Source organism: Jeotgalicoccus meleagridis, assembly GCF_903994045.1.
Classification (GTDB): domain Bacteria; phylum Bacillota; class Bacilli; order Staphylococcales; family Salinicoccaceae; genus Jeotgalicoccus; species Jeotgalicoccus meleagridis.
This window is the reverse complement of record NZ_CAJEWD010000008.1, coordinates 786,712-810,574: the sequence shown is the minus strand read 5'-3', so window position 1 is coordinate 810,574 and position 23,863 is coordinate 786,712. Positions and strand designations below refer to the sequence as shown.

Here is a 23,863-nt window from a genome sequence, read left to right as displayed (position 1 = left end):
TAAATGAGGTGTGTTTAGTGAATTTAAAAGCAGTCACGAACCTATTAACTAAAGTCACAACTAGAAAAGACACTCAAAAGAAGAAAGCTTACGAAAATAATTTAGATCAAGAAAAACTAGACAGAAATATTCAGGCAGCTAGGGAAGGATTAGCGGATAGAAATTTAACCATGTGTCAAAGAAGTGAGTATGAGCGTGCTTTAGAGCATTTAGAAAAATATAAGAAATAGCGAAAAGAAGTGATTAAATGTTTAGATCAGCTAACATAAAAACATACGCAATGGCAGCAGGTCATTTATTTTGTGATATGAACTCAGGCATATTACCAGCTCTGTTGCCTTTTTTAATTTTTGCTTATGACTTTACATATGCAGCAGGTGCAGCACTTATTTTTGCTGCTAACATTGTATCTTCGGTATCTCAGCCTTTTATCGGTATATATTCAGATATTATTTCTAAAAAGTGGATGGTGCCCCTCGGTTTGATTTTAGGAAGTTTTGGCTTATCCATCATAGGTTTCCTAGATAGTTATTGGGCAATCTTTGTAGCTATTATGATATCCGGCTTAGGCACTGCCTTATTCCACCCTGAAGCGGCCAAAACAGTGACCATGAGTGCTGGAAAAAATAAGGCATCTGATATGAGTATCTTTTCTCTAGGCGGGACAATTGGATTTGCTTTAGGACCGGTTGTTGCGACAGCTTTACTCTTACTTTGGGATTTACAAGGCCTACTAGTCTTGATTTTACCTTCTCTTATTATGAGCCTTGTTATTTGGAAGGTCACAAGTAAAGATACTAGTAAAAAGGTACTTGCCTCAAATACATCACAAAAAGAGGACTTACCAAAAGATCAGTGGAAACCTTTTTCTATTTTAAGTGTGGTACTGATTATGAGATCTATCGTCTTTATTAGTTTGAATACCTTTATTCCACTCTTTTGGATTACAGTTATTTTACAATCGAGTGAATCCGGAAATATGCTCTTAAGTCTCTTCTTAGTTGCCACATCCGTTGGCACTTTGTTTGGCGGTAGAATTGCCGACCGACTAGGATATATTAAAGTAATTGGATTTAGCTTTGTCTCTCTTGTTCCAGTACTTTTAGTGCTAACAATAACAGAGTCTCTGATCTTATCTGCTATCATGATCATCTTTGCTGGATTCTTTATTTTTGTTCCATACAGTTCACTAGTTGTCTTAGGTCAACAATATCTACCGAACCGTGTTGGGCTAGCATCTGGAGTGACTCTAGGCCTGTCAGTCAGTGCAGGTGGGGTGTTTGTGCCGGTACTTGGAAAGGTCGCAGACTTATACGGCGTACCGACAGTGATGACCATTATCTTTATTATTACGATTATTGCACTCCTCTTTACTTTAATTTTAACGAAATCACATAAAAAATTAGAATTGAGTCATGAATATTCATCATGATTTTTTAAGCTCACCAATTATAAATCTTGGTGGGCTTTTTGATTTTTATAAGCGCATTATTTTTATCATTTAAAATGACAGAAAAATTAGATAATAAGTGAATAATCAGTATAATAAGAAGTAAGGAGATGATCATATGGTAAATCGTAATTTTAAGCAAACTGTTTATGTAGATCAGTTCACTGATGGCGTCTTAGATCCTGAAAAAGAAATGGCGTATTACGTTAAAGATCACGGTACGATTATTGCAAATACTGCTCCAGGATGTTGGGGGCCAATGATTACACCAGAATTAAAAGGTGGTCATGAAGTCACGAAACCCGTTTACGTAGAGGGTGCTGAAGTTGGCGATGCGATTGCTATAAAAATTAACTCGATTCGTGTCACTTCTAAAGTCACAGCATCTGGTAATGATAAGCCTATGGAAGGGCGTTTTAATGGGGATCCATTTGTTGCAGGCGTGTGTCCGAATTGTGGAGCAGAAAATCCAAAAACGGTCATTGATGGCATTGGACAGGGTGCTGTTAAGTGTGCTGAATGTGGTCAAGATGTGACGCCATTTACATTTACTAATGCCTATACTATGGCTTTTAACGATGATAAAAGTCTCGGTATTACCTTAGATAAAGAAGGGGCTGAAAAGGTCGCGAAAGATTCAAAAGCATACATGAATACACCAGAGAACTCTATACAAAATCCTGTTGTAACCTTTGCACCTCATGATATCGTTGGTGCTTTAGCACGTGTAATTCCATTTTTAGGTCAATTAGGTACAGTGCCTGCATCAGCGTTTCCAGACTCACATAATGCTGGCGACTTTGGACAATTTCTAATCGATGCACCTCATGACTATGCTAAAAGCTTAGAAGAATTAGAAGATAGAACAGATGGTCATATGGATATTAACAGAGTCAGAGCGGGTGCAATTTTAATATGTCCAGTCAAAGTAGAAGGCGGCGGTGTTTATCTTGGTGACATGCACGCTATGCAAGGGAACGGAGAAATTGCAGGTCATACGACAGATGTCGCAGGTATTGTCGACTTAAACGTGAAGGTGTTAAAAGGTCTGAACATCAAAGGACCGATTCTGATGCCTCTAGTTGAGGACCTACCTCCAGTTGCTAAGCCATTCTCCGATCAAGAACTTTTAAAAGCCGATAAGCTTGCATTAGAGTGGGGACTTCAGTCTTTAGAGAAATCTTATCCACTTTCTTTTGTCGGTAGTGGTGCTGACTTAAATGAAGCAACGACCAACGGTATGGAAAGGGCGGCAGAATTATTAGATATCGATGTCGCTGAAGTGATGAACCGTGCAACAATTACAGGCGCCATTGATATTGGAAGAAACCCAGGCGTTGTAACAGTCACCTTTTTAGTGCCACTGACCATGTTGGAACAAGTTAAATTAGATGGTCTCTTAACCGATTTTTATGATGACAATATGTGATCTATCTTTTCCTAAGCACCAATGCCTACTTTTTTTAACAAGATGTTATAATGAAATAAACGTTGTTTTGGGAGGAAATTATGGAATCAATTACTTTAATGGAAGCATATGCGATTGAAACTTTAAGAGGTAATGGTGTAGATAATGACACTATTATAAAAAATATTAAGAATAACGATTTAGAAGATTTTAAAAAGATCAAAGAGAACATGGATTTTGATGCTTTAGTAGACCTATCTAAACAAGCTGACTTTGACTCTATCGTTAAGGATGGCTACAAGGTCAAATTCCTAACTTTCAATGGCTTAAAGAACTTAATCAAAATGAAATTCGGTAAATTTGCAGATGAGGATTATCAAGTTGATGAGTTTACAATCTCTGGTTTAGAGCTTGAGAAACCACAAGTCGAAGAGTTAAAAAACGTTCTATCGAACAACTGGCTTTTATCAGAAGAAGCTGGTGGCGTGACAGTTAAACCAAATAAGTAAAATATATTTTATAATTTTTTGAAAATTCCCTTGCATTGTGTAAAACTTTAAATTATGATGAAATTGTGACAAAAACAATGAAGGAGGTAAAGTCTTATGAAGTCATTACTTGTAAACCAAAAAGAACAAACTTCACAAACAAATCAATTTACCTCTGTATTTCATATTTTATAAAATACGGATTTTTCTGTGATTATAAATATAAGGAATAGAGAGGATGACCTCTCTATTTTTATGCAAATTTTGCGTGCACATTAATAGTGCGCGCTTTTTTTGTCTTTAAAAGGGGAGTTTAACAAAGGGGAGCATGATTTATGTTAGATTACATCAGCAAGATTGGATGGTATATTTTATCGAATAAAAAACGGTATTTGATTATTGTTATTCTTTTACTTTTAGCGAATATCATAGATGTTATACCAGCCCAGCTAATTGGTAAAACAATAGACTTTATTAATGATGGCACGATGACTCAAGTATTAATGTGGCAAATAATTGGGATATTTCTTGTCATTATTGTCTTATCTTATGTTTTTTCCTATATTTGGGCCTATTTACTATTTGAAGGTGCGATTAAAATTGAAAATATTTTACGCAGCCGACTCATGAAGAAATTCTTAATTTTTTCACCGACTTTTTATGAAAAGAATAAAACTGGGGATTTGATGGCTAAGTCGACTAATGATCTAAGAACAGTCAATATGGCAACGGGCTTTGGAATTATTACGCTCTTAGACTCGACGACCTTTCTACTCACAATTATCTTGGTAATGGGCTTTACTATTTCTTGGCCATTAACGATTTTTGCTTTGATTCCTTTACCTGCTTTAGCAATTATTGAATCGAAACTAGGTAAAAAGATCAATAAAGCCCATAAATCCGCCCAAGAGTCCTTTGGTGTGATGAACGATGCGGTCTTAGAAGTAGTGGAAGGTGTCAGATTGACGCGTTCTTATGTGCAAGAAGAAGCAGAAGCAGGTCGCTTTCATAATTTAACCGAGTCCTATTTAAAGAAATTTATGAGAACAAAAAGACTAGATGCCTTCTTCCAACCACTAACAATCATTGTGGTTTCTATCAGCATCGCAATTTCTTTTGGATACGGTGCAGTCTTAGTTAATAATGGTGGGATGACAGTGGGTCAATTAATCACTTTTAATGTGTATTTAAATATGTTGATCTGGCCAATGTATGCCTTAGGTATGCTGTTTAACATTATGGAACGTGGTAATGCATCTTATGACAGAATTCAAGGGGTGCTTGATGAGGTGGATGTGCTAGATGAAACTGGCGATCAGTCTGTAAGTGACACAGGTTTATCATTTAAAGATGTCACTTTTAAATACCCTCTCAGTACACATAACAATTTAGAAGACATTACAGTTGAGCTTTCCAAAGGCGAAACCTTAGGTATTGTCGGTAAGACGGGCAGCGGTAAATCGACTTTTATCAAACAACTTTTAAGAATTTACCCTGAAGCTAGCGGAAACCTGCTGATAGATGGGCAAAACATTTCGACCTTAGACCGTCAATCGCTCAGAGACAAGCTCGGTTATGTTTCCCAGGAAAATATCTTGTTTTCTAGAACGGTCAAAGAGAATATTCTCTTCGGTAAAGAAGATGCAAGCGATGAAGAATTGAAGTCAGCGATAGAGCTAAGTGCTTTTGACGAAGATTTAAAACGCATGCCTGAAGGCTTAGATACTTTAGTTGGAGAGAAGGGGATTTCCTTAAGTGGGGGGCAAAAACAAAGGATTTCTATTGCCAGAAGTCTGATTAAGGATCCAGATATTTTAATTTTAGATGATGCACTTAGTGCTGTGGATGCGAGAACGGAAGCGCGAATCATCAATCATATTCGGACACATAGACAAGGAAAAACAACGATTATTATTACACATCGTTTATCTGCAGTGCATCATGCTGATAAAATTATCGTTTTAGAAAAAGGCCGCATTGTGGAAAGTGGTAGTCATGAAGCTTTATCTAAAGCGGGCAATTGGTATAGCGAACAAAATGATTACTACCTAACAGGGGGTGACATGTCATGACAGAAATGAAACGCTTAATACCTTATATATTGAAATTTAAGGGGCCATTTATTATCGGTTTAATTCTACTGTTTCTTATGATTGGTTTCGAACTGATTGGACCGTTAATTTCAGCAAGCATTATCGACAATCACATTAGACTAGGCGAGGGCAACATCGTCTTGAGACCTATTCTGTACTTAATTGCTCTATTCTTAGGTCTTAAACTTATGCACTCAGTCGTTTCTTATTTCTCATTAATTTATTTAGTATCAGCTGGGACGAAAGCCATTCAACAAATGAGAAAAGATGTCTTTAGACATGTGCAAAGATTACCGATTAAATACTTCGATAATTTACCTGCAGGAAAAGTGGTTGCTCGTATCACTAATGATACAGAATCCATTTTAGAATTATTTACTTCAGTAATTCCGATGATTTTATCGAGTATTTTAACTATCGTGAGTATCGTTACGATTGTGTTTTTAATCAATACATGGACAGGGATTATAATGTTACTCTCAATTCCCATTATCATTTTATGGGGGATTATTTATAGAAAATATTCTAATGAAAACAACCATATTAAAAGAGAGAAAAATAGTGAGATGAATGCCATGATTAATGAATCCATAAATGGCATGTCGATTATTCAAGTGTTTAACCGAGAAGAGCAGATTATGAACGAGTTTGAAGAAGTGAACCAAGCGTATTATAGAAGTGGCGCGAGTCTAGTTAAACTTGAAAGTTTAATGGGAGAAAACCTAGCGAACTCCATCCGTTCATTAGTATTTGCAATCTTAGTTTACATTTTCGCTTCTGTTTTTCTTAGTGATAGTACAGCGCTCACAGTCGGTACTATGTACCTCTTAGTGGACTATATCACCCGCTTCTTCAATCCATTATTTAATATTGTGGGTCAACTCAGTATCTTTGAACAAGCACGTGTTGCTGCTAACAAAGTGTTTGAACTACTGGATTCTGAAGCTGAGGAAATGGATACAGGTCACTTGGATGATTTCTCAGGTAATATTCGTTTTAAAGATGTGAGTTTTTCATATGATGGTAAAAGAGAAGTATTGAAAAATATTAATCTAGATGTAACCAAGGGAGAGACTGTTGCCTTAGTCGGTCATACAGGATCTGGTAAGTCATCAATTATTAACTTACTCATGCGCTTTTATGATCCAAGTCAAGGTGGGATATACTTTGATCAAGAAAATACTAAAACGATTAACAAGCAAAATCTCAGACAGTATATGTCCATTGTGCTCCAGGATCCATTTATTTATTCGGGAAGCTTACTCTATAATGTTCGTTTAAATAATGAGGATATTTCAGAAGAGACTGTTGAAAAAGCACTGAGAGATGTCGGTGCTGGACCGCTTCTAGATAAGTTAGAAGATGGCATCCACACGCAACTAACTGAGCGAGGTGCAACCCTATCACTCGGGGAGAGACAATTAATTTCATTTGCGAGAGCCTTGGCTTTCAATCCTAGAGTCTTAGTCTTAGATGAAGCGACTTCAAATATCGATTCAGAAACTGAGCAATTGATTCAATACGCTATGAAAGTGGTTAGTCACAACCGTACAACCTTTATCATTGCACACCGTTTATCGACAATTCAACATGCAGACCAAATTGTGCTCTTAGATAACGGTGAGATTAAGGAAAGAGGAAATCACCAAGAGCTAATGGACCTAAACCAAACATATAGTAAGATGTATCTCATGCAAATGGGATAAGAAAATTCCCCTGGAAAGATTCCAGGGGATTTCCTTTTAAGCTTTGTTACCTTTAATTAAGTTAAAGATAAATGATACAACAAGAATTAGAATGATGGCACCCGCTAAAGTACCGATAATACTCATTCCGCCGAGTGTAGGTCCAAAGTCTAAGCCAATCGCATTACCGATAGAAGCTCCGATTAAACCTGCAATAATGTTACCAATAATTCCAAATGGTACATCTCTTGAAATGATTAGCCCTGCTAACCAACCGAGAATACCTCCGACTATTAATGTCCATAACCAACCCATTTTATATTCCTCCTAATTAAAAATCTAATATATAAAGACTTACAATTTATATATTTCCATTTTTAAGAAGATGTAAACATAAACTAATTACTAAGAAGCAAATTTATTTGACATTCTCAGGATAAAGTAGAGTACTAGGGCAAGACTAGCACTTGTTGCACTAATCCAATAAATTGATGCATAGTCGATGTACTGTGAAACTAAACCAAAAGTCATCGCTCCAAGCCCAACACCTAAGTCAAAGGATGAGAAGAAAGTTGCGTTAGCCATACCGCGCTTCTCAGGTGGTGTGGTGTTAATCGCTGAAGCTTGCAGAGCAGGCTGAATGGTACCAAAACCAAGGCCGTAAAACATTGCCCCAAAGTATAAAAAGGCCTGTGATTTCAAGAGAGCCAGTAAAACAAGACCAATGATAATTAGAATAGTTCCCGGTATAAACACAATTGCGAGACCCCGTCGGTCAAAGATACGACCAGCAAATAGACGCGTTGTCACAAGAGATACTGCGTAAATGACAAAGTATAGTTGAATTGCATAGGACGGAAATCCTTGTTCGAAAGAGTATGCTGGTAAGAAAGTAGCAATCCCACCAAAAGTAAAAGTAATAAAGAATAGGAGTGTGGAAGCAGGTAGTGCACGTTTTTCCACGACTTGCATACGCGATTTTTCTACTACTTTGTTTTCCTGTGACATTTTTGTCTCTGGTTCAACTTTTTTGTACTTGATTGTAAGTGCTAATAAGAGAGCGATTAGCGTTAAGGATCCACAGATTAAAAAAAGTGAAGAAAATCTGATATGATTTACTAAAAACAAACCAAGTGCCGGACCGACAGCAAGTGCTAGGTTACCACTCAGTCCAAAATAACCAAGACCTTCACCACGACGTTCTCTTGGCACTAAGTCAGATGCGATTGTGCCTGAAGCGGTATTCGATAAACCCCATCCAAGCCCCTGAACGACTCTGACAATAACAAGTATGAGTATCGTTGTAGAAGCAGCAAGAGAGTATAAGGACACAACTAATATTAATAAACCAGTTAAAAAGACCGGTGCACGTCCGCTTTTATCAAGAATATGTCCACCAAACGGTCGGATTAAGAGGGCGGAGAAAGTAAAAACACCTACGATTAAACCAACCCAAGTATCAGATGCGGTGATCTCTTGAACATATAAAGGAAGGGTGGGTAAGGTCATTTGAAAAGATGTAAAAATAAAAAAGTTTGCAATGATGATAATGACAAAATCTTTTGTCCAAATTCTTGGTATTTCCTTATCTATTTTCATATTTCCCCTTCTTTTCTTTAAAAATCTAGCTAGTTATGATAAGTGTAACACTGTTCTTTAGCTAGCGACATCCAACCTATTACCGATTCTATTATTGAAATTATCATCAATATGATATTATTAGTAAATAAAATAGTTACAGGAGAATAGTCCAGTGAATTTATTAATGATTGATAACTACGATTCATTTACATATAATCTTGTGCATTACATAGAAAGTAATCCATATGGAGTCGGAATTGAAGTGGTCCGACCAGATGGCTTAGCAACTTATAAGTTAAGAGAAAATATTATCGGACTGGTCATTTCTCCTGGTCCGTCGCACCCAACAGATCGACCTGAGGTGCTTAACTTTATTAAAGAACACTGGGAGTCTCTACCAGTACTTGGCATCTGTTTAGGCCATCAAATGCTCTGGCATTTAGCAGGCGGTCAAGTAAGTCGTGCAGAACGTCCGATTCATGGGCATGTCTACGGTGTAGAGCACGACGGTCAAGGTCTTTATCAAGATATTCCTTCTCCAGTTATGGCTTGTCGTTACCATTCACTAACTTGTTTTGGTCAAACTAGTCGTTTTGATATTGTCGGGCAAACTGATCAAGGAGTTAACATGGCTATCCGTGCTAAGGAGTATCCTGTATTCGGTCTCCAGTATCATCCGGAAGCTATCTTATCAGAACATGGGCGTGAGCAAATCAATAACTTTATTAGAATTGCTGTGGAGGAAAGTCATAATGAGAGCACACACGAAATTTAAAAAGAACGGTAAAATAGAGGAATATTTTTTTAAAGACCCTAAAGAAATCATTCAATATCCAACCAAGGTTGAAGACGCTTTAGATTATGGAAGAAAGATGCAAGATAAAGGTTATTACGCAGTGTTCGCTCTTACTTATGAAAAAGATGAATACATTCTTATGATTTTTGACGAGCCAGTTTCTTATGAAGCATTTCTTGGTGATGAGAAATCTTTGTCATTCTCTATGTCTGAACCATCACTAAGTGAGACTCAAGAAGAAATTGAAGATAATATTGAACAAGTCAGAAACTACATTAAAGATGGTCATACTTATCAAGTTAACTATACAACACGATTTTATGGGGATTTTTCTGGAGATAGTCATCAACTCTTTTTACAGTTGTCTAGTAAGAACAACGGTGATTACGCCATGTATTTAGATACTGGTGAAAAAGAGATCTTAAGTCTGTCACCTGAATTATTCTTTGAACTTGATAGTGATTTAACAATTAGAGCCAAACCAATGAAGGGGACTGCACCTCGTTTTACTGATCCTGATAAAGACCGAGAAAGCTATGAGTTTTTAAGGCACTCTAAAAAGGATCAAGCCGAAAATGTCATGATTGTTGATCTGCTTCGTAATGATATATCTAAAGTCGCTGAGAAGAATTCTGTTCGAGCTGTGAAACTCTTTACTATAGAAAAGTATCAAACAGTCTATCAGATGATTTCGACTGTTGAAGCTAAAGTTAAAGAAGATTTAAGTCTAGGTGGTATTTTTAATGCGCTTTTCCCGTGTGGTTCAATTACAGGTGCGCCTAAAATAATGACGATGTCCTTAATTGAAAAACTTGAAAAGACAAAAAGAGGTTACTATTGTGGTGCGCTTGGCGTTTTATATCCAGACCAAGCAGCAATTTTTAATGTGCCGATTCGCACGTTAGTAATCGAAGATAATCGCTATACTTATGCAGCGGGTGGTGGCATTACTTATGACTCTAATCCGAAATCAGAGTTTGAGGAAATCTTACACAAGACCTCATTTTTAAAGCAGGGTCAATATGATTTACTAGAGTCGATGCGACTAGAAGAAGGTGAAGTCAAGCGCCTAGCACTACATCAAGAACGTTTAAATAAGAGTGCGAGCTTCTTTGGATTTCAATCACTGGACTTAGAAAAAGTCACTTCAGACTATGTAAAAGAGAATAATATCTTAAATGGTCTATATAAACTGCGTTTAAGCTTAGCTAAAAGCGGAGAATATTCTCTCAGTCATCAAACGATAGAGGATAAAAATTCTATGACTGCAGAAATCAGTCACAAGCCGATCCGAGCAGCAAGAGATTTTTTATCAAATAAAACGTCAATCAGACACCACTATATAGATGAATCAAGTGAAAGTGAGTTAGTCTTATATTATAATGATGAAGAAGTCCTGACTGAATTTAATATTGGTAATCTTGTGATTGAAGAAGACAGTCACTTATATACACCTGACAGTTCAGTCGGTTTACTAGATGGAGTTATGCGCCAGGCTTTGATTAAGGCGGGTAAACTTCAGCTTAAAAATTATAATTTAGATGAATTTAAAGAAAAATATGAAACAAATCAGATAAAGCTATACATGATTAATAGTGTTCGAGAAATAGTACCTGTAGTACTACAGAAGTGAGGTGGCTTATGTACACATTGTTATTAGTCTTATTAGTAGTTGTGATTGTGGTGGCAACACATTTTTTAGTCAGCTACTTGTTGAAAAATGATATTGTCATTGTCGGTGTATCGATTGGATTCGTCGGCATCATGCTTGCCATTGTAGTATTTGCCATGGCAATGGGCAGCTTTACAGATTATGTTGCTGGTGAGTTAGAGTTCTTTTACCGATAAGAGGAGTGAACAAGTAATATGTTATTTGCAAATGGAGATAGAGCAATTACTGGACAGTTCAATAGAGATGTAATTGCAAACTTAGAGAATGATTTTTTAAAAGATAAGAGCTTAATACAAAGTGATTATATAGAAGGGGTTAGTTTTACTAAAGATACAATCACTGTTTTCTATGACCCAATCCAAGTGATGGAGAATGAGAATACAATTGAACCATCACTTTATATAATGTCTCGTCTTGAGCCAATCTTGAACAGCTATAGTGAGGTAAGTTAAATGAGTGTAATAATAAAAGATAGTGGTCTGTTAACGATTCTGCAAACCGTGTCGAAAACGATCACAGAAGATAATAATGACTATAATGGTGCGGTCGATAATCTTTCTCCTAGACTCGCTAATAAATTAGTAGGTAACGATGTCTATGAACCGACGATTGAGATGTCTGGTCAACCCGGAGCAATCCAATTTACAGAACCGACAATTTTTGCATACTCCGGTGGAGATTTTCGTGGCACTATGAATGATGAAACTGTCGAAAACAATCGGATTTATCATGCTAATAGAGGCGATATTCTATCATTTGGTGAATCGAATAGAGGTTGTCGTGTGTATATTGCAGTTGCCGGTGGTTTAGCAATCGAAAAATCTAACGTTCTTAAGTCAGGCGACGAAGTCATCATGAGACGTGATTACACATCCTTACACGATGAAATTTTCCATATGATGATGAACAAGCGCAAGGTCAGCTGGGGAATCGGTGTCTATTCTATTGTAGAAGTGTATCTATCAGATACTTATCATCTTGTTAAAAGACCAGGTGTGCCGAATGAAGTGTATGAACAACTTGAGGAAAAAGAATATACAGTGGTAAGTGAAAAAAATAGAGTGAAGTTGACTTTAGAAGGTCAAAAAATTGAACTTGAAGAAACTGATATAGAGCATGCTGGAGTGTTGGGTGGCGTTTATGTCGATAATGAGCAACTCACAATCGCCTTGAATGATTTCGAAGCGGTGACTAAACAAACACATATTGGCACAGTGCCGAGCTATCACATGCATAAACTTGGTCAAAAACGACCGGGTTCAAAAATTAAGTTTAAAGCAGTCGATATTGATGATGCACATGTGGAAATGTATAAACATCATCTATGGGTAAAAAGTCTCTATAAAGCAATTGACTATAAAATCTCTAAAGAACTTGTTAAAGAAAAAATGTAAAGAAGTGCCTGCTCATGCTAAAAAATTTGAGCAGGTGCTTTTTTTGGTATCTTAATCCAAAAACTGAGCAAGAAATCATAATTTAATGTATAATATAGCAGATAAATTAATAAGTTAAGTTACATATATAAATGTAGGAATGATGTTATATGGAAGCAATATTAAAAGAGTATTTTGGTTATGACACGTTTAGATTTGGTCAAGAAGAGATTATTAATCATGTACTAGAAGGTAAAAATGCTTTGGGTATCTTACCAACTGGTTCAGGGAAATCTCTGTGTTATCAAATTCCTGGTTTGATGTTTGAGGGGACGACACTCGTTATTTCTCCTTTGATTTCTTTAATGCAAGACCAGGTAGATTCTTTGAAAAGAAGAGGCATCAAGGCAGAATGTATTAACTCTACGATGTCAAAACAAGAGTTGAAAAAAGTTATGACATCACTAGAAGAAGGACAGCTGCAGTTTCTCTATGTGGCACCTGAGAGATTTAACAATGAAGAATTTAGAATCTCATTAAAACAAGCAAGTGTGCCTTTTATTGCCTTTGATGAAGCGCACTGTATCTCTAAATGGGGCCATGACTTTAGACCGAGTTATCAAAGTATTATTCCTGACTTAAAAGCACTCTTACCAGATGCTCTTATTTTAGCAGTGACTGCAACTGCAACTGAGGAAGTAGAAGAGAACATCCAAGAGCTTTTAGATATAAACAATGAAGCGGTGACTAAGACGAGTGTTAAGAGAGAGAACTTAAAGCTCATGGTCAACCCAACTTATCAGAGAGAGCAGTTTATCCTGTCGTATATAAAAAATCATCAGGATATGTCTGGAATTATTTATGCCTCTACTCGTGCGGAAGTTGAAAAACTTTCTGATTACTTGCATGAATACAAGATTGAAAATGTGATTTACCACGGTGGCTTGGCAAAAAAAGAACGTAGCTTAAACCAAGAAAAATTTGTGTCGGATCAAGTGAAAATTGTTGTGGCAACCAATGCCTTTGGGATGGGGATAGATAAGCCAGATATTCGTTATATTATTCACTTTAACTTAACAGGCGATTTGGAAAGTTACTATCAAGAAATTGGTCGTGCAGGTAGAGATGGGTTAGACAGTGATTGTATTTTACTGTCTAGTCAAAGAGATATCAATTTACAGCAATTTTTTATTGACCGAGCGACAGCAAGTGACCAGTACAAAGATCATATGCGTGAAAAATTAGATCAAATGATTCAATATAATAAAACTAATAAGTGCTTGAGTAGTTTTATCGTTAAGTACTTTAATCAAAATGAATATGTAGAAGAATGCGGTAGATGTTCGAGCTGTTTATCAGAAAATCGCACTGAACCTATGACTTCTGAAGCCCGTCTGATTCTTAACTTGGTGAAAGACCTAGATGGTAAATTATCAAAAGAACATATCATCCAAGTGATGCGTGGAGAACATGCAGATAATATTATGAGCCGTGGTTTGAACAAAGAAGAGAACTTTGGAGTACTCGATTCCTACCGTACAAGTGAAGTAAATCATCTAGTTGAAGAACTAGTGATGAGAGGTTATCTGCACTATGCAAATTATCGCATGCACCTTGTCGAGAAGAGTTTTGATGTCTTGAACAAAAAAGTTAAACTTTATACAGTGCCTTATCGCAAAACTTATAATGAACGTGTTGATGTGTCCACGGATTCATCACTCAATGAAGTTTTGTACAGTAAGTTGATCGATACTAGAAAGAACTTAGCAGATCGATATAAATTAGATGAAGACGCTATATTTACTGATCAAATCCTTAAAGAATTTGCTAAGAAAATGCCACAAACAAAACAGGACATGATGCACATTCAAGGTGTAGGTAATTACAAGTTGAAACATTACTGTCCATATTTCTTAGAAGACATCCAGGAGCATGCTGGAATAAAATAGTTTTTGTGTTGATTATTGTGTTTTTTTGGGTGTTGTTGACACTGGCGGTTCAATGAGGAAAGCTCATCGTCCTCCTGGAGCGCTGGCGGTTCAATGAGGAAAGCTCATCGTCCTCCGAAGGTGTTGGCAGTTCAATGAGCACTCCACATAGTCCAGATAGGACACTTTAAAATCCAATAAAATAACCCCACTTAAATCCAGCAAAAAACGGCTTGGAGATCTTAAATTTAAGATTTCCAAGCCGCTTTACTTACAAACCAAGGGCGTTCGTCCACACCCACATCCTCAACACAACCCACTATTTTCGTTCTGCAATTTTCAAACGTTCTGACTTAGGTGGTCGATTCTTCATATACATATAGTAACTTGCTGCGAAGATAATGACGTAACCTAAAACACTCATTAAGTCTGGTACTTGTTTGAAGACGACAATTGAGAAAATGGCACTAAACAGGATTGTTGAGTAAAAGAATATTGAAATTTCTTTTGCTGGGGCATAGCTATAAGCAATGGTTAGTCCGAATTGACCGACAGCTGCAAATATGCCTGATAGTACTAAGTACCAAAATTGACTTTGTGTCATCCCTTCCCACTGGAAGATTAGGAACGGTATTAAAGCGACAGTTGAGAAGAAGGAGAAGTAAAAGACTACTGTATAAAACTTCTCACGACTACCGAGTACGCGTAGCACTGTATAAGCACCGGCTGCAAACATAGCGCCGACCACTCCGAGTAGTGCAATGTATGAATCACTTGAGAATGACGGTTTAATGATAAACACCGCACCGACTAAAGCGACGATAATTGCGATGAGCTGGAAGCGTCTGATGTATTCTTTTAAGAAGATCGCACAAAAGATGATGGTAAAGAAAGGGCTCAATTTATTTAAAATATCAGCATCACTTAAAACCATTCGATCAATGGTGAAAAAATTTAATAGCACACCAAAGAGTCCGAGTAGTGAGCGTAAAAATAACCAGCCTTGATTCTCACTTTTACCAAACAGTTTTTCTCTCGCATAGAGTACGAGTCCGAGAGCAATTAGCATAGAGATAAAGTTTCTAAAAAAGACTTTTTGGACAGTAGGTAAGTCCCCTGCATATTTAACAAATAGCGACATCAAACTAAAGCCAAGTGATGAAATTATGAGGGCAATGATACCTTTTACAACATTATTCATTAACAACACTCCAGAATTTTGTACAATAATTTCAACTTCTTAGATAAGATAAATTTCGTAAAAAATTTTAAAAGAAATTATTTTATGTGACTAGCTCATAGCCAGCAAGACTTAGGAAGATTTTCAAAATATAATGTGCAATGAAATTATAGTTTTAGTAAGTTTTTTACATTGCATCACCATATTTAATATGAGAATATAGAACATGTTAAACACGTATCTTGTGTTTCGATTTATAGGAAGACACAAGATATAGTGGTATAATATAGAAAAGAGATAAAATAGAACGTGTGTTCTGTTTTGTGATATACTGGACTGGAGATGACACTATGTATATTGCTTTTTATTCAATGACGGGCAATATCCGTCGTTTTTTAAACAGTATAGACATACCCGATACTTATGAATTATATCAAATAACAAACGATAATGTGAGAGATAAAATCGACGATCGTTTTATCTTGATCACACCGACCTATGGTTTTGGTGCTGTACCAGATATTGTTCAGTCGTTCTTAGAAGTAAACGGAAATAATTTAAAAGCGGTCGTATCAAGCGGTAATCGAAACTGGGGTAGAAATTTTGCCCGAGCAGGTGAATACATTAGTGAAGAATTCAAAGTGCCACTTCTGATGAAGATCGAGTTACACGGCACTCCAGAACAAAGAAAAGAATTTTCACTTGAATTAGAAAGGGCAGGGGAATTGCATGAAAGTATTAGATGAGAAAAAATTCAATCATATAGAGCTGAATAACGAAGTGACGCAGCGTGATGAATCTGGTTTTTACAAACTAGAGAAAGATTTAGAAGCTCTCGAGGTCTTCATGGAAGAAGTAGAAAGTAAGACAATCCACTTCGATACTGAACTCGAAAGATTGCACTACCTTGTTGATAACAACTTTTATTATGATCTATTTCAAGAATATAGCGAGTCACAGCTTGAGACAGTAATCGAGCATGCAAACAGCATTGATTTTGCTTTCAAGAGCTATATGGCCGCAAGTAAATTCTTTAAAGATTATGCTTTAAAAACAAACGATAAAAAACAATACTTAGAAGACTATAGACAACACGTTGTCATCGTCAGTCTTTACCTTTCTAAAGGTGATGTTGATAAGGCAAATAACTTTATTACATCGATGATGGAACAGCGTTACCAACCTGCGACACCGACTTTCTTAAACGCTGGTCGTGCGCGTCGAGGTGAAATGGTCTCTTGTTTCTTACTAGAAGTTGATGATTCTCTTAACTCTATTAACTACATCGACTCAACTGCTAAACAGTTAAGTAAAATCGGTGGGGGCGTAGCGATCAACTTATCTAAACTGCGTGCACGTGGTGAGGCAATCAAAGGAATCGAAGGCGTAGCGAAAGGTGTACTTCCAGTTGCTAAATCATTAGAAGGTGGATTTGCTTATGCAGACCAACTTGGACAACGTCCTGGTGCTGGTGCGGTGTATTTAAACATCTTCCACTATGACCTACCAGAATTCCTAGATACGAAAAAAGTTAACGCAGATGAAGATATTCGTCTTGCGACAATCTCAACAGGTCTTGTTGTACCATCTAAGTTCTTCGAACTTGCTCGCGATAACAAGCCATTCAACATCTTTGCACCACATACAGTCGAAAGAGAATATGGTGTAGCACTTGATGATATGGATATGGATGAGATGTACGACGAATTAGTTAACAATGACAAGATTAAAAAACGTCAATTCGATGCCCGTGATATGTTAAATACTATTGCTCAAACACAGTTGCAGTCTGGTTATCCTTACTTAATGTTTAAGGACAATGCAAACAAAGTTCACCCATTAGGTGATATTGGGCAAATTAAAATTTCAAACTTATGTACAGAAATCTTCCAACTACAGGAAACTTCTGTTATTAATGACTACGGTACTGAAGATGAAATTAAACGTGATATTTCATGTAACTTAGGTTCTATGAACATCGCTAATGTAATGGATTCTGGAAAAGTAAAAGAAACTGTGCATGAAGGAATTGAAGCTTTAACACTTGTTAGTGATGATACTGCGATTCAGAATGCACCAGGTGTGAAAAAAGCAAACGACGAGTTACACTCAGTTGGTTTAGGTGCAATGAACCTACATGGTTACCTAGTGAAAAACAAAATTTCTTATGAATCAAGTGAAGCAAGAGACTTTGCTAACATCTTCTTTATGATGTTGAACTTCTATTCAATCGAGAAATCAAACTTAATCGCTAAAGAACGCGGCGTTACATTTAAAGACTTTGAACGTTCTGATTATGCAAATGGTAAATACTTCAAACGCTATACAGAAGAAGATATCAAACCACAATCAGACAAGGTTGCTGAGCTATTTGAGCACATCCATATTCCTACTAAAGAAGATTGGGCTGAGCTCCAAGCTAAAGTAGAAAAAGATGGACTGTACCATGCTTATCGTCTAGCAATTGCACCAACTCAAAGTATCTCTTACGTACAAAATGCGACAAGTTCAGTTATGCCAATTGTAGATACAATTGAACGTAGAACTTATGGTAATTCTGAAACGTTTTACCCAATGCCGTTTCTATCTAAAGAAACAATGTGGTACTACAAGAGTGCGTTTAACACTGACCAAATGAAATTAATCGACATGATTGCAACGATTCAGCAACATATCGACCAAGGAATCTCGACTATACTCTATGTTAACTCAGAGATTTCTACGAGAGAACTTGCGAAATATTACATTTATGCACACCATAAAGGTTTGAAATCACTCTACTACACAAGAAATAAATTATTAAGTGTTGAGGAATGTACAAGCTGTGCAGTATAAAGGAGATCGAACTATGAAAGATGTTAGAACTATGAAAGCTGTTAACTGGAATAAAGAAGAAGACATGACAAATATCTTCTGGCGTCAAAACATCTCTCAGATGTGGGTTGAGACAGAGTTCAAGGTTTCTAAAGACTTAGCTTCTTGGGACGGTATGTCAGATGCTGAAAAAGATACCTTTAAAAAAGTACTTGCAGGCTTGACTGGTTTGGATACTCATCAAGCGGATGATGGAATGCCACTCATCATGTTGCACACTGAGGACTTACGTAAGAAAGCAGTATACTCATTTATGGGAATGATGGAGCAAGTTCACGCGAAATCATACTCACATATATTTACAACACTCTTACCGACTAAGGAAACGGATGAACTTCTAGATGTCTGGGTAATGAACAATCCACACTTAAGCTATAAGGCTGACAGAATTGTAACGAATTATCGCAAACTTTTAGATAAAAACCCTTCTGTCTATGATCAATATATGGCACGTGTATCATCAGTATTCCTTGAATCATTCTTATTTTACTCAGGGTTTTATTATCCACTTTACCTTGCAGGTAATGGACGCATGACCACAAGTGGAGAAATCATTCGTAAAATTCTCTTAGATGAATCGATTCACGGTGTCTTTACTGGTCTAGATGCACAAGTGCTAAAAGCTGAACTTAGTCAAGAAGAACAAGACCGAGCAGACAAAGAAATGTATGAGCTCTTAAATGACTTATATGAAAATGAAGTTGCATATACTAAAGATTTATATGACCAAATTGGTCTGACTGATGATGTTGTAAACTACCTTCAATATAATGCTAACAAAGCTCTAGCAAACCTAGGATTCGATCCTTACTTTGAAGAAAAAGGTTTCAACCCAATTATCGAGAACGCGCTTGATACAACGACTAAAAACCATGACTTCTTCAGTGTTAAAGGTGATGGTTATGTCCTTGCTTTAAATGTTGAACCACTCCGTGACGAAGACTTTGTTTTTGAAGATTAAATAGAAAAATCACACTTAGCTGATGTTAAGTGTGATTTTTTTCGTCATAAAAAATTCATTAGCTATACACTCAAGTACTCATATATCAGATAGAATGAAGGATGAGTAGAAATTAGAAAGGGAGCAGACAAATGAAAATCAAAGTAGGATTTATGTCGTTAATACTTTTATCAGGCTTAACACTAGCAGCTTGTTCAGATGAAGAAATGGACCATAGTGAGATGAATCATGATAACCCATCTAGCGATGAAGTGAGATCACTAGAAGTGGATCTTCAAGCACCAGAAAGTATTAAGAGTGGAGAAGAAGTGCAGTTTGTTGCCCATGTCACTTCAAATGAAGAAGATGTAACTGACGCTGATTCAGTGATGTTTGAAATTATTTCAGGTGAAGAAAGTTTGGACATGATCGAAGTTGACCATTCAGAAAATGGTGAGTACGTACTCGATTATACTTTTGACGAAGCGGGTGACTATAAAGTCATTTCACACGTAGATGCCTTTTCATTACATACTATGCCTGAAGAATTCGTGACAGTTGAATAATGTGATATTATAGTAGTAACATGGTCAGTTCTAGGAGGATATTATGGATTTAACAAATAAAACTTATATCGTATCGGGAGCAGCCACATCTCTTGGTAGGGAAGTTGCAGTAGAATTGGCTGAAAATAATGCAAATCTTATTCTAGCAGGCATTGAATATGGAGAGTTAGAAGAAGTTGAAGAAACTTTGAGTGGCACAAGTGGACATCATGAAATTGTTCTTTTAGAACAGTCTAAAGAAATAGATTGGTTAGACGTAGTCGAAAAAATTGAAGAGAGTTATGATTCATTAAACGGAATAATATTAGTACATTCCATTTTCACAGACGATAAAACAGTTTATAATGTAAGCTTTAATGAATTCTCTGAAACGATGTACGAACATGTTTGGGGAACTTATCTTGGTATTCGAACTTTACGCCCTTTACTAAAAAATGAAGATGATGCTAAAATCATCAATGTCATCGAACCATCTTTTGAAGAGGTGTTCGAAAGAAACCTTTACTATACAGTAACAGGTGCTATCGAAGCGCTCACGCACTCGACTGCCATTGAACTGAGACGTGAAGGCGTAGATGTCTATGCCTTAAGTTATCGACCAACTTATAAGACGACTGAAGAAGAAAGAGCAAACCACAAAGCAATTAAAAAAATAAAAGCAATTATCGATCACGATAAAGATATTCCAACTGGTGAAACAATTATCATCAGTTAATATTAAAAGCCATGTTAATAGACATCCTTGTCATTAATGTGGCTTTTTATCAACCAGATTAAGGGAGACAAACTATGAAATTTAGACAAGTCTATATGCTATTGACAGTAGCAACACTCCTCTTACTCGCAGCTTGTAATGATCAAAATCAAGAAAATACAGCTGAAGAAGAAACGAGTCCAGAAGAAGAGAGTAAAACAGAGGAAACAAATGATGCAGAAGAAACAACTGAGGTCGAGGAAGATACTGAAAGTGAAACAGTCGCTTATCACAATGATTTCTCCATCAAGTCAGAAAAAGATGGTAAGACGACGTCAACTAAGATTGATCATGATGTAGAACTGATGAAAAACTCAGATAGAGTAGTCGTTTTAGATTTAGGGGTCGCGTCAACTATGGCCGCACTTGATCTAGAAAAAAATGTCGTCGGTATCACTAAGGGAGAAAATCTCGCACCGGATATTACAGATGTCTATGAAGGTGACAGTTACAAAGATGTAGGGGACTCAAACGAACTTGATTTTGAAGCAATCAAGGAACTTGAACCACAAGTGATTATGATTTCAGATCAAGAAGCAAAATCTTCTACTATTCGTCAACTAGAAGATGCTGCGCCAAATGCTGAAATTATTCATGTCGAAGCGTCAAGTACTAGCTATTTAAAAGATATCAAAGACATGACAGTGTTTTTAGGCCAAATGTATGAAGTGGAAGATCGTGCAAATAATTTAGTAGAAGAACTCGATACACTGATTGAAGATGTCAGAAGTACAGCTGTGGAATTAGACTTATCTACTCTACTTGTTGAAGAAGGAGAGAATACTAATATTCAAGGTCTGTCTAGTCCTTATGGATTTATCTATAGCGACTTAGAGTTTACAGATGCTAGTTTGAATCAAGAAGATGATGTGAACCAAGTCATCAACAACGTTAACCCTGACCTCTTGTTAGTGGTGGCTGAGGAGAATCAAGATGTAAATTCACTAGACTTTGTAACAGAAGATATGAGTGACAAAGTAAAAATCTTAAATGAAAAAACTTGGAAAGTAAATTCAGGTGGATATCTTTCTGCCCTCCATCAATTAACGGACTTAAAAGAAATTTTAGAATCAATAAGTGAATAAAAGAAAGGTGCACTTGTCTTTAATATTAGACAGTTGCACCTTATTTTTTATTTTAATTTTTCTCCGATGATTCTAACTTCACGATGAAGTGTGACCCCGTGAAGTTCTTTAACCTTAGCTTGAACAAAATCGATCAGTGCTTCATAGTCACTCGCAGATCCATTATCAACATTAACCATAAAGCCCGCATGTTTTTTAGATACTTCTACGCCGCCGATTCTATGTCCTTGTAGCCCAGAGTCTTGAATGAGCTTACCTGCAAAATTACCAGGTGGTCTTTGAAAGACACTACCACAAGAAGGATATTCTAACGGTTGTTTACTCTCTCTTCTCTCTGTTAAATCATCCATGATAGCTTTAATATCATCATATGGCTTATCTTTTTTTAGAGAAAACTCTGCGGATATGACAACGAGATGTTCGGTTTGGACGCGACTTGTGCGGTAGCCAAGTTGAAGTTCTTCCAGTGATAGGGTAATGATATCACCGAATTCATTAATTGCTGTCACATGACTCAGACAATCTTTAACTTCTCCACCGTAGGCACCAGCATTCATGTAAACTGCACCGCCGACTGAGCCTGGAATACCACATGCAAATTCGAGGCCTGATAGTTGATGTTGTAGTGCCATCTCTGAAGCATCGATAATTGCTGCTCCACTTTGTGCAACTAAACGATCGTCAGTGACAGTAATATCGTTTAATTTTAAGAGATTGACTACAATACCACGAATGCCACCGTCTCTAATAATGATGTTTGAGCCATTTCCAAGATAGGTCACAGGCACATTGTTTTCTTTTGCATATTTGATGACTTTTGCAGTATCTTCTATATTACCAACAGAAATATAGATGTCTGCAGGGCCACCTGTTTTTGTATAAGTATATTTATTTAAAGGTTCATCAATTTTAACCATTGATGATGTCACTATATTATTGAGTGTTTCAACCAACTGTTCTTTATTCACATTAATTTATCCTTTCATGACTCACTATTCAATATTATAGTGTAAAAATCAAAATAATTAAACTCACAGTTATGTTATAATAAACCGAGTTGTCAAACTGAAGTTCTACCTAAAGTGGGGTTCCTATATGAAATTTAAAATGATCAAGTCTTTGCCGCTACTACTGATCGCCTTTGTAATGGCTGCATGTGGTAATAATCTAGAAGACGATCTAAGTAAATATGAACAAGATACTGAAGAATTAACTCAGCTAAATAATAACTTTAATCAGCAAGTTGGAGATATGGATTTTGAGAAATTAGAGAAGATGTACTATCAAGAAGAAGAAGTCGACCTTCAATATTTACAAGATTTAATTAGCCAAGTTGATAAAGAACTCGTTCCTTTAGCAGATGATATAGGACGTGAAGCTGAGAGCATTACAGTTGAAAATGAAGACATCAAAGAAGCCCATAATATTATTTTGGAAGATGTAAAAGTGAAGCAGGATTTCACTCGACAAATTTCATCATTTTTAAATGGCTATATGTTGTCTTTAGAAGCAAATGATCAGCTGGTTAGCCTCAGTCAATCCTTTATTACACACCAAGAAGAAAGAAGCAAAATAATAGAGTCTGCAAAAACTGATGAAGAAATTTCCGAGATGAATAATTTAATCGAAGTTCTAAATGCTAACAGTGAAGAACTCGAAGAACATTCAACGACCTTTCATAGTGAGAAAAGCATAGAAGAAAAAGAGCAGTATGTTGAAGAAACACTCTTACCGTTGTTAGATGAACATATCGATCGTATTAACGCACTCAATTTATCAACTTCAAAAACAACACGCGCAAGATCTATCTCTTTAGAGATGTATTACAACTATCAGAATTACTTTGAAGAAAGAAAAAGTGTCATGGTTTCAGCAGAGCAGCTACAAGAAACAGCTCTTGATAATGTTTTATCCTTAGTAGATACAGCAAGAACCTTAGATGAGAATTATGAAAAAGAATTAGAGTCATTAAAAAATGAGGCGCACTAGC

23 protein-coding genes are annotated in these 23,863 nt (G+C 36.5%); 19 read left to right on the top strand and 4 right to left on the bottom strand.

The genetic code is table 11. The features are described 5' to 3' along the window. Window positions 1-17 precede the first annotated feature (17 nt). From JEOSCH030_RS09650 to JEOSCH030_RS09625, 6 genes are all read left to right on the top strand, one after another. On the top strand, window positions 18-230 hold the full coding sequence (locus tag JEOSCH030_RS09650; RefSeq protein ID WP_185126424.1) for a hypothetical protein: 213 nt from the start codon (window positions 18-20) through the stop codon (window positions 228-230). Between the two features lie 17 nt (window positions 231-247). Further along, window positions 248-1,432: an MFS transporter gene (locus tag JEOSCH030_RS09645; protein WP_185126423.1), complete on the top strand. Its 1,185-nt coding sequence runs from the start codon at window positions 248-250 to the stop codon at window positions 1,430-1,432. Window positions 1,433-1,568: 136 nt separating this feature from the next. Then, window positions 1,569-2,879, top strand: coding sequence for an acetamidase/formamidase family protein (locus tag JEOSCH030_RS09640; protein WP_185126422.1), 1,311 nt, complete (start codon window positions 1,569-1,571; stop codon window positions 2,877-2,879). Between the two features lie 80 nt (window positions 2,880-2,959). Continuing rightward, on the top strand, window positions 2,960-3,367 hold the full coding sequence (locus JEOSCH030_RS09635; protein ID WP_185126421.1) for a hypothetical protein: 408 nt from the start codon (window positions 2,960-2,962) through the stop codon (window positions 3,365-3,367). A gap of 314 nt (window positions 3,368-3,681) precedes the next feature. Then, window positions 3,682-5,418, top strand: a complete 1,737-nt coding sequence (locus JEOSCH030_RS09630) for an ABC transporter ATP-binding protein (protein WP_185126420.1) — start codon at window positions 3,682-3,684, stop codon at window positions 5,416-5,418. Further along, window positions 5,415-7,145: an ABC transporter ATP-binding protein gene (locus JEOSCH030_RS09625; protein ID WP_185126419.1), complete on the top strand. Its 1,731-nt coding sequence runs from the start codon at window positions 5,415-5,417 to the stop codon at window positions 7,143-7,145. The genes JEOSCH030_RS09630 and JEOSCH030_RS09625 overlap by 4 nt, the downstream gene beginning before the upstream one ends. Window positions 7,146-7,181: 36 nt before the next feature. Here JEOSCH030_RS09625 and JEOSCH030_RS09620 read toward each other — a convergent pair whose 3' ends face one another. Then, window positions 7,182-7,439, bottom strand: a complete 258-nt coding sequence (locus tag JEOSCH030_RS09620) for a GlsB/YeaQ/YmgE family stress response membrane protein (RefSeq protein ID WP_185126418.1) — start codon at window positions 7,437-7,439, stop codon at window positions 7,182-7,184. A 90-nt stretch (window positions 7,440-7,529) separates the two neighbouring features. Then, on the bottom strand, window positions 7,530-8,723 hold the full coding sequence (locus tag JEOSCH030_RS09615) for an MFS transporter (RefSeq protein WP_185126417.1): 1,194 nt from the start codon (window positions 8,721-8,723) through the stop codon (window positions 7,530-7,532). 154 nt (window positions 8,724-8,877) lie between these two features. Here JEOSCH030_RS09615 and JEOSCH030_RS09610 point away from each other — a divergent pair, with 154 nt between their 5' ends. The 6 genes from JEOSCH030_RS09610 to recQ all read left to right on the top strand — a co-directional run bounded on the left by JEOSCH030_RS09610 (window position 8,878) and on the right by recQ (window position 14,495). Continuing rightward, window positions 8,878-9,480, top strand: a complete 603-nt coding sequence (locus JEOSCH030_RS09610; RefSeq protein WP_185126416.1) for an anthranilate synthase component II — start codon at window positions 8,878-8,880, stop codon at window positions 9,478-9,480. Further along, on the top strand, window positions 9,458-11,134 hold the full coding sequence (gene pabB / locus JEOSCH030_RS09605) for an aminodeoxychorismate synthase component I (protein WP_185126415.1): 1,677 nt from the start codon (window positions 9,458-9,460) through the stop codon (window positions 11,132-11,134). Before JEOSCH030_RS09610 ends, pabB begins: the two co-directional genes overlap by 23 nt. Window positions 11,135-11,142: 8 nt before the next feature. After that, on the top strand, window positions 11,143-11,349 hold the full coding sequence (locus JEOSCH030_RS09600; protein WP_185126414.1) for a hypothetical protein: 207 nt from the start codon (window positions 11,143-11,145) through the stop codon (window positions 11,347-11,349). Window positions 11,350-11,367: 18 nt separating this feature from the next. Next, window positions 11,368-11,625, top strand: a complete 258-nt coding sequence (locus JEOSCH030_RS09595) for a hypothetical protein (RefSeq protein WP_185126413.1) — start codon at window positions 11,368-11,370, stop codon at window positions 11,623-11,625. Next, complete coding sequence (locus JEOSCH030_RS09590; RefSeq protein ID WP_185126412.1) at window positions 11,626-12,567, top strand: 5-oxoprolinase subunit C family protein; 942 nt, start codon at window positions 11,626-11,628, stop codon at window positions 12,565-12,567. It begins immediately after the preceding gene. Window positions 12,568-12,716: 149 nt separating this feature from the next. Then, a complete protein-coding gene (gene recQ, locus JEOSCH030_RS09585) occupies window positions 12,717-14,495 on the top strand; it encodes a DNA helicase RecQ (RefSeq protein WP_185126411.1) in 1,779 nt (592 codons plus the stop codon). Between the two features lie 298 nt (window positions 14,496-14,793). Here recQ and JEOSCH030_RS09580 read toward each other — a convergent pair whose 3' ends face one another. Beyond that, a complete protein-coding gene (locus tag JEOSCH030_RS09580; RefSeq protein ID WP_185126410.1) occupies window positions 14,794-15,675 on the bottom strand; it encodes a DMT family transporter in 882 nt (293 codons plus the stop codon). Window positions 15,676-16,004: 329 nt separating this feature from the next. Between JEOSCH030_RS09580 and nrdI the strand changes: the two genes are divergently transcribed. The 6 genes from nrdI to JEOSCH030_RS09550 all read left to right on the top strand — a co-directional run bounded on the left by nrdI (window position 16,005) and on the right by JEOSCH030_RS09550 (window position 21,873). Then, complete coding sequence (nrdI, locus tag JEOSCH030_RS09575) at window positions 16,005-16,400, top strand: class Ib ribonucleoside-diphosphate reductase assembly flavoprotein NrdI (protein ID WP_185126409.1); 396 nt, start codon at window positions 16,005-16,007, stop codon at window positions 16,398-16,400. Continuing rightward, entirely contained in the window at window positions 16,384-18,489 is a 2,106-nt protein-coding gene (nrdE, locus tag JEOSCH030_RS09570; protein ID WP_185126408.1) for a class 1b ribonucleoside-diphosphate reductase subunit alpha, read from the top strand. Before nrdI ends, nrdE begins: the two co-directional genes overlap by 17 nt. A gap of 31 nt (window positions 18,490-18,520) precedes the next feature. Beyond that, window positions 18,521-19,489 (top strand): class 1b ribonucleoside-diphosphate reductase subunit beta, encoded by a 969-nt coding sequence (nrdF, locus tag JEOSCH030_RS09565; protein ID WP_185126567.1) that lies wholly within the window; start codon window positions 18,521-18,523, stop codon window positions 19,487-19,489. Between the two features lie 131 nt (window positions 19,490-19,620). Continuing rightward, the gene (locus JEOSCH030_RS09560) at window positions 19,621-20,034 is read left to right on the top strand and encodes a FixH family protein (protein WP_185126407.1); all 414 of its coding nucleotides are present in this window, start codon (window positions 19,621-19,623) and stop codon (window positions 20,032-20,034) included. A 43-nt stretch (window positions 20,035-20,077) separates the two neighbouring features. Continuing rightward, window positions 20,078-20,749, top strand: a complete 672-nt coding sequence (locus tag JEOSCH030_RS09555) for an SDR family oxidoreductase (RefSeq protein ID WP_185126406.1) — start codon at window positions 20,078-20,080, stop codon at window positions 20,747-20,749. A 74-nt stretch (window positions 20,750-20,823) separates the two neighbouring features. Then, on the top strand, window positions 20,824-21,873 hold the full coding sequence (locus JEOSCH030_RS09550; RefSeq protein WP_185126405.1) for an ABC transporter substrate-binding protein: 1,050 nt from the start codon (window positions 20,824-20,826) through the stop codon (window positions 21,871-21,873). Between the two features lie 47 nt (window positions 21,874-21,920). On the opposite strand, the gene murB is transcribed toward JEOSCH030_RS09550, so the two are convergent. Continuing rightward, the gene (gene murB, locus JEOSCH030_RS09545) at window positions 21,921-22,790 is read right to left on the bottom strand and encodes a UDP-N-acetylmuramate dehydrogenase (RefSeq protein WP_185126566.1); all 870 of its coding nucleotides are present in this window, start codon (window positions 22,788-22,790) and stop codon (window positions 21,921-21,923) included. Window positions 22,791-22,968: 178 nt separating this feature from the next. Here murB and JEOSCH030_RS09540 point away from each other — a divergent pair, with 178 nt between their 5' ends. Further along, complete coding sequence (locus JEOSCH030_RS09540; RefSeq protein WP_185126404.1) at window positions 22,969-23,862, top strand: EMYY motif lipoprotein; 894 nt, start codon at window positions 22,969-22,971, stop codon at window positions 23,860-23,862. Window position 23,863 lies beyond the last annotated feature (1 nt).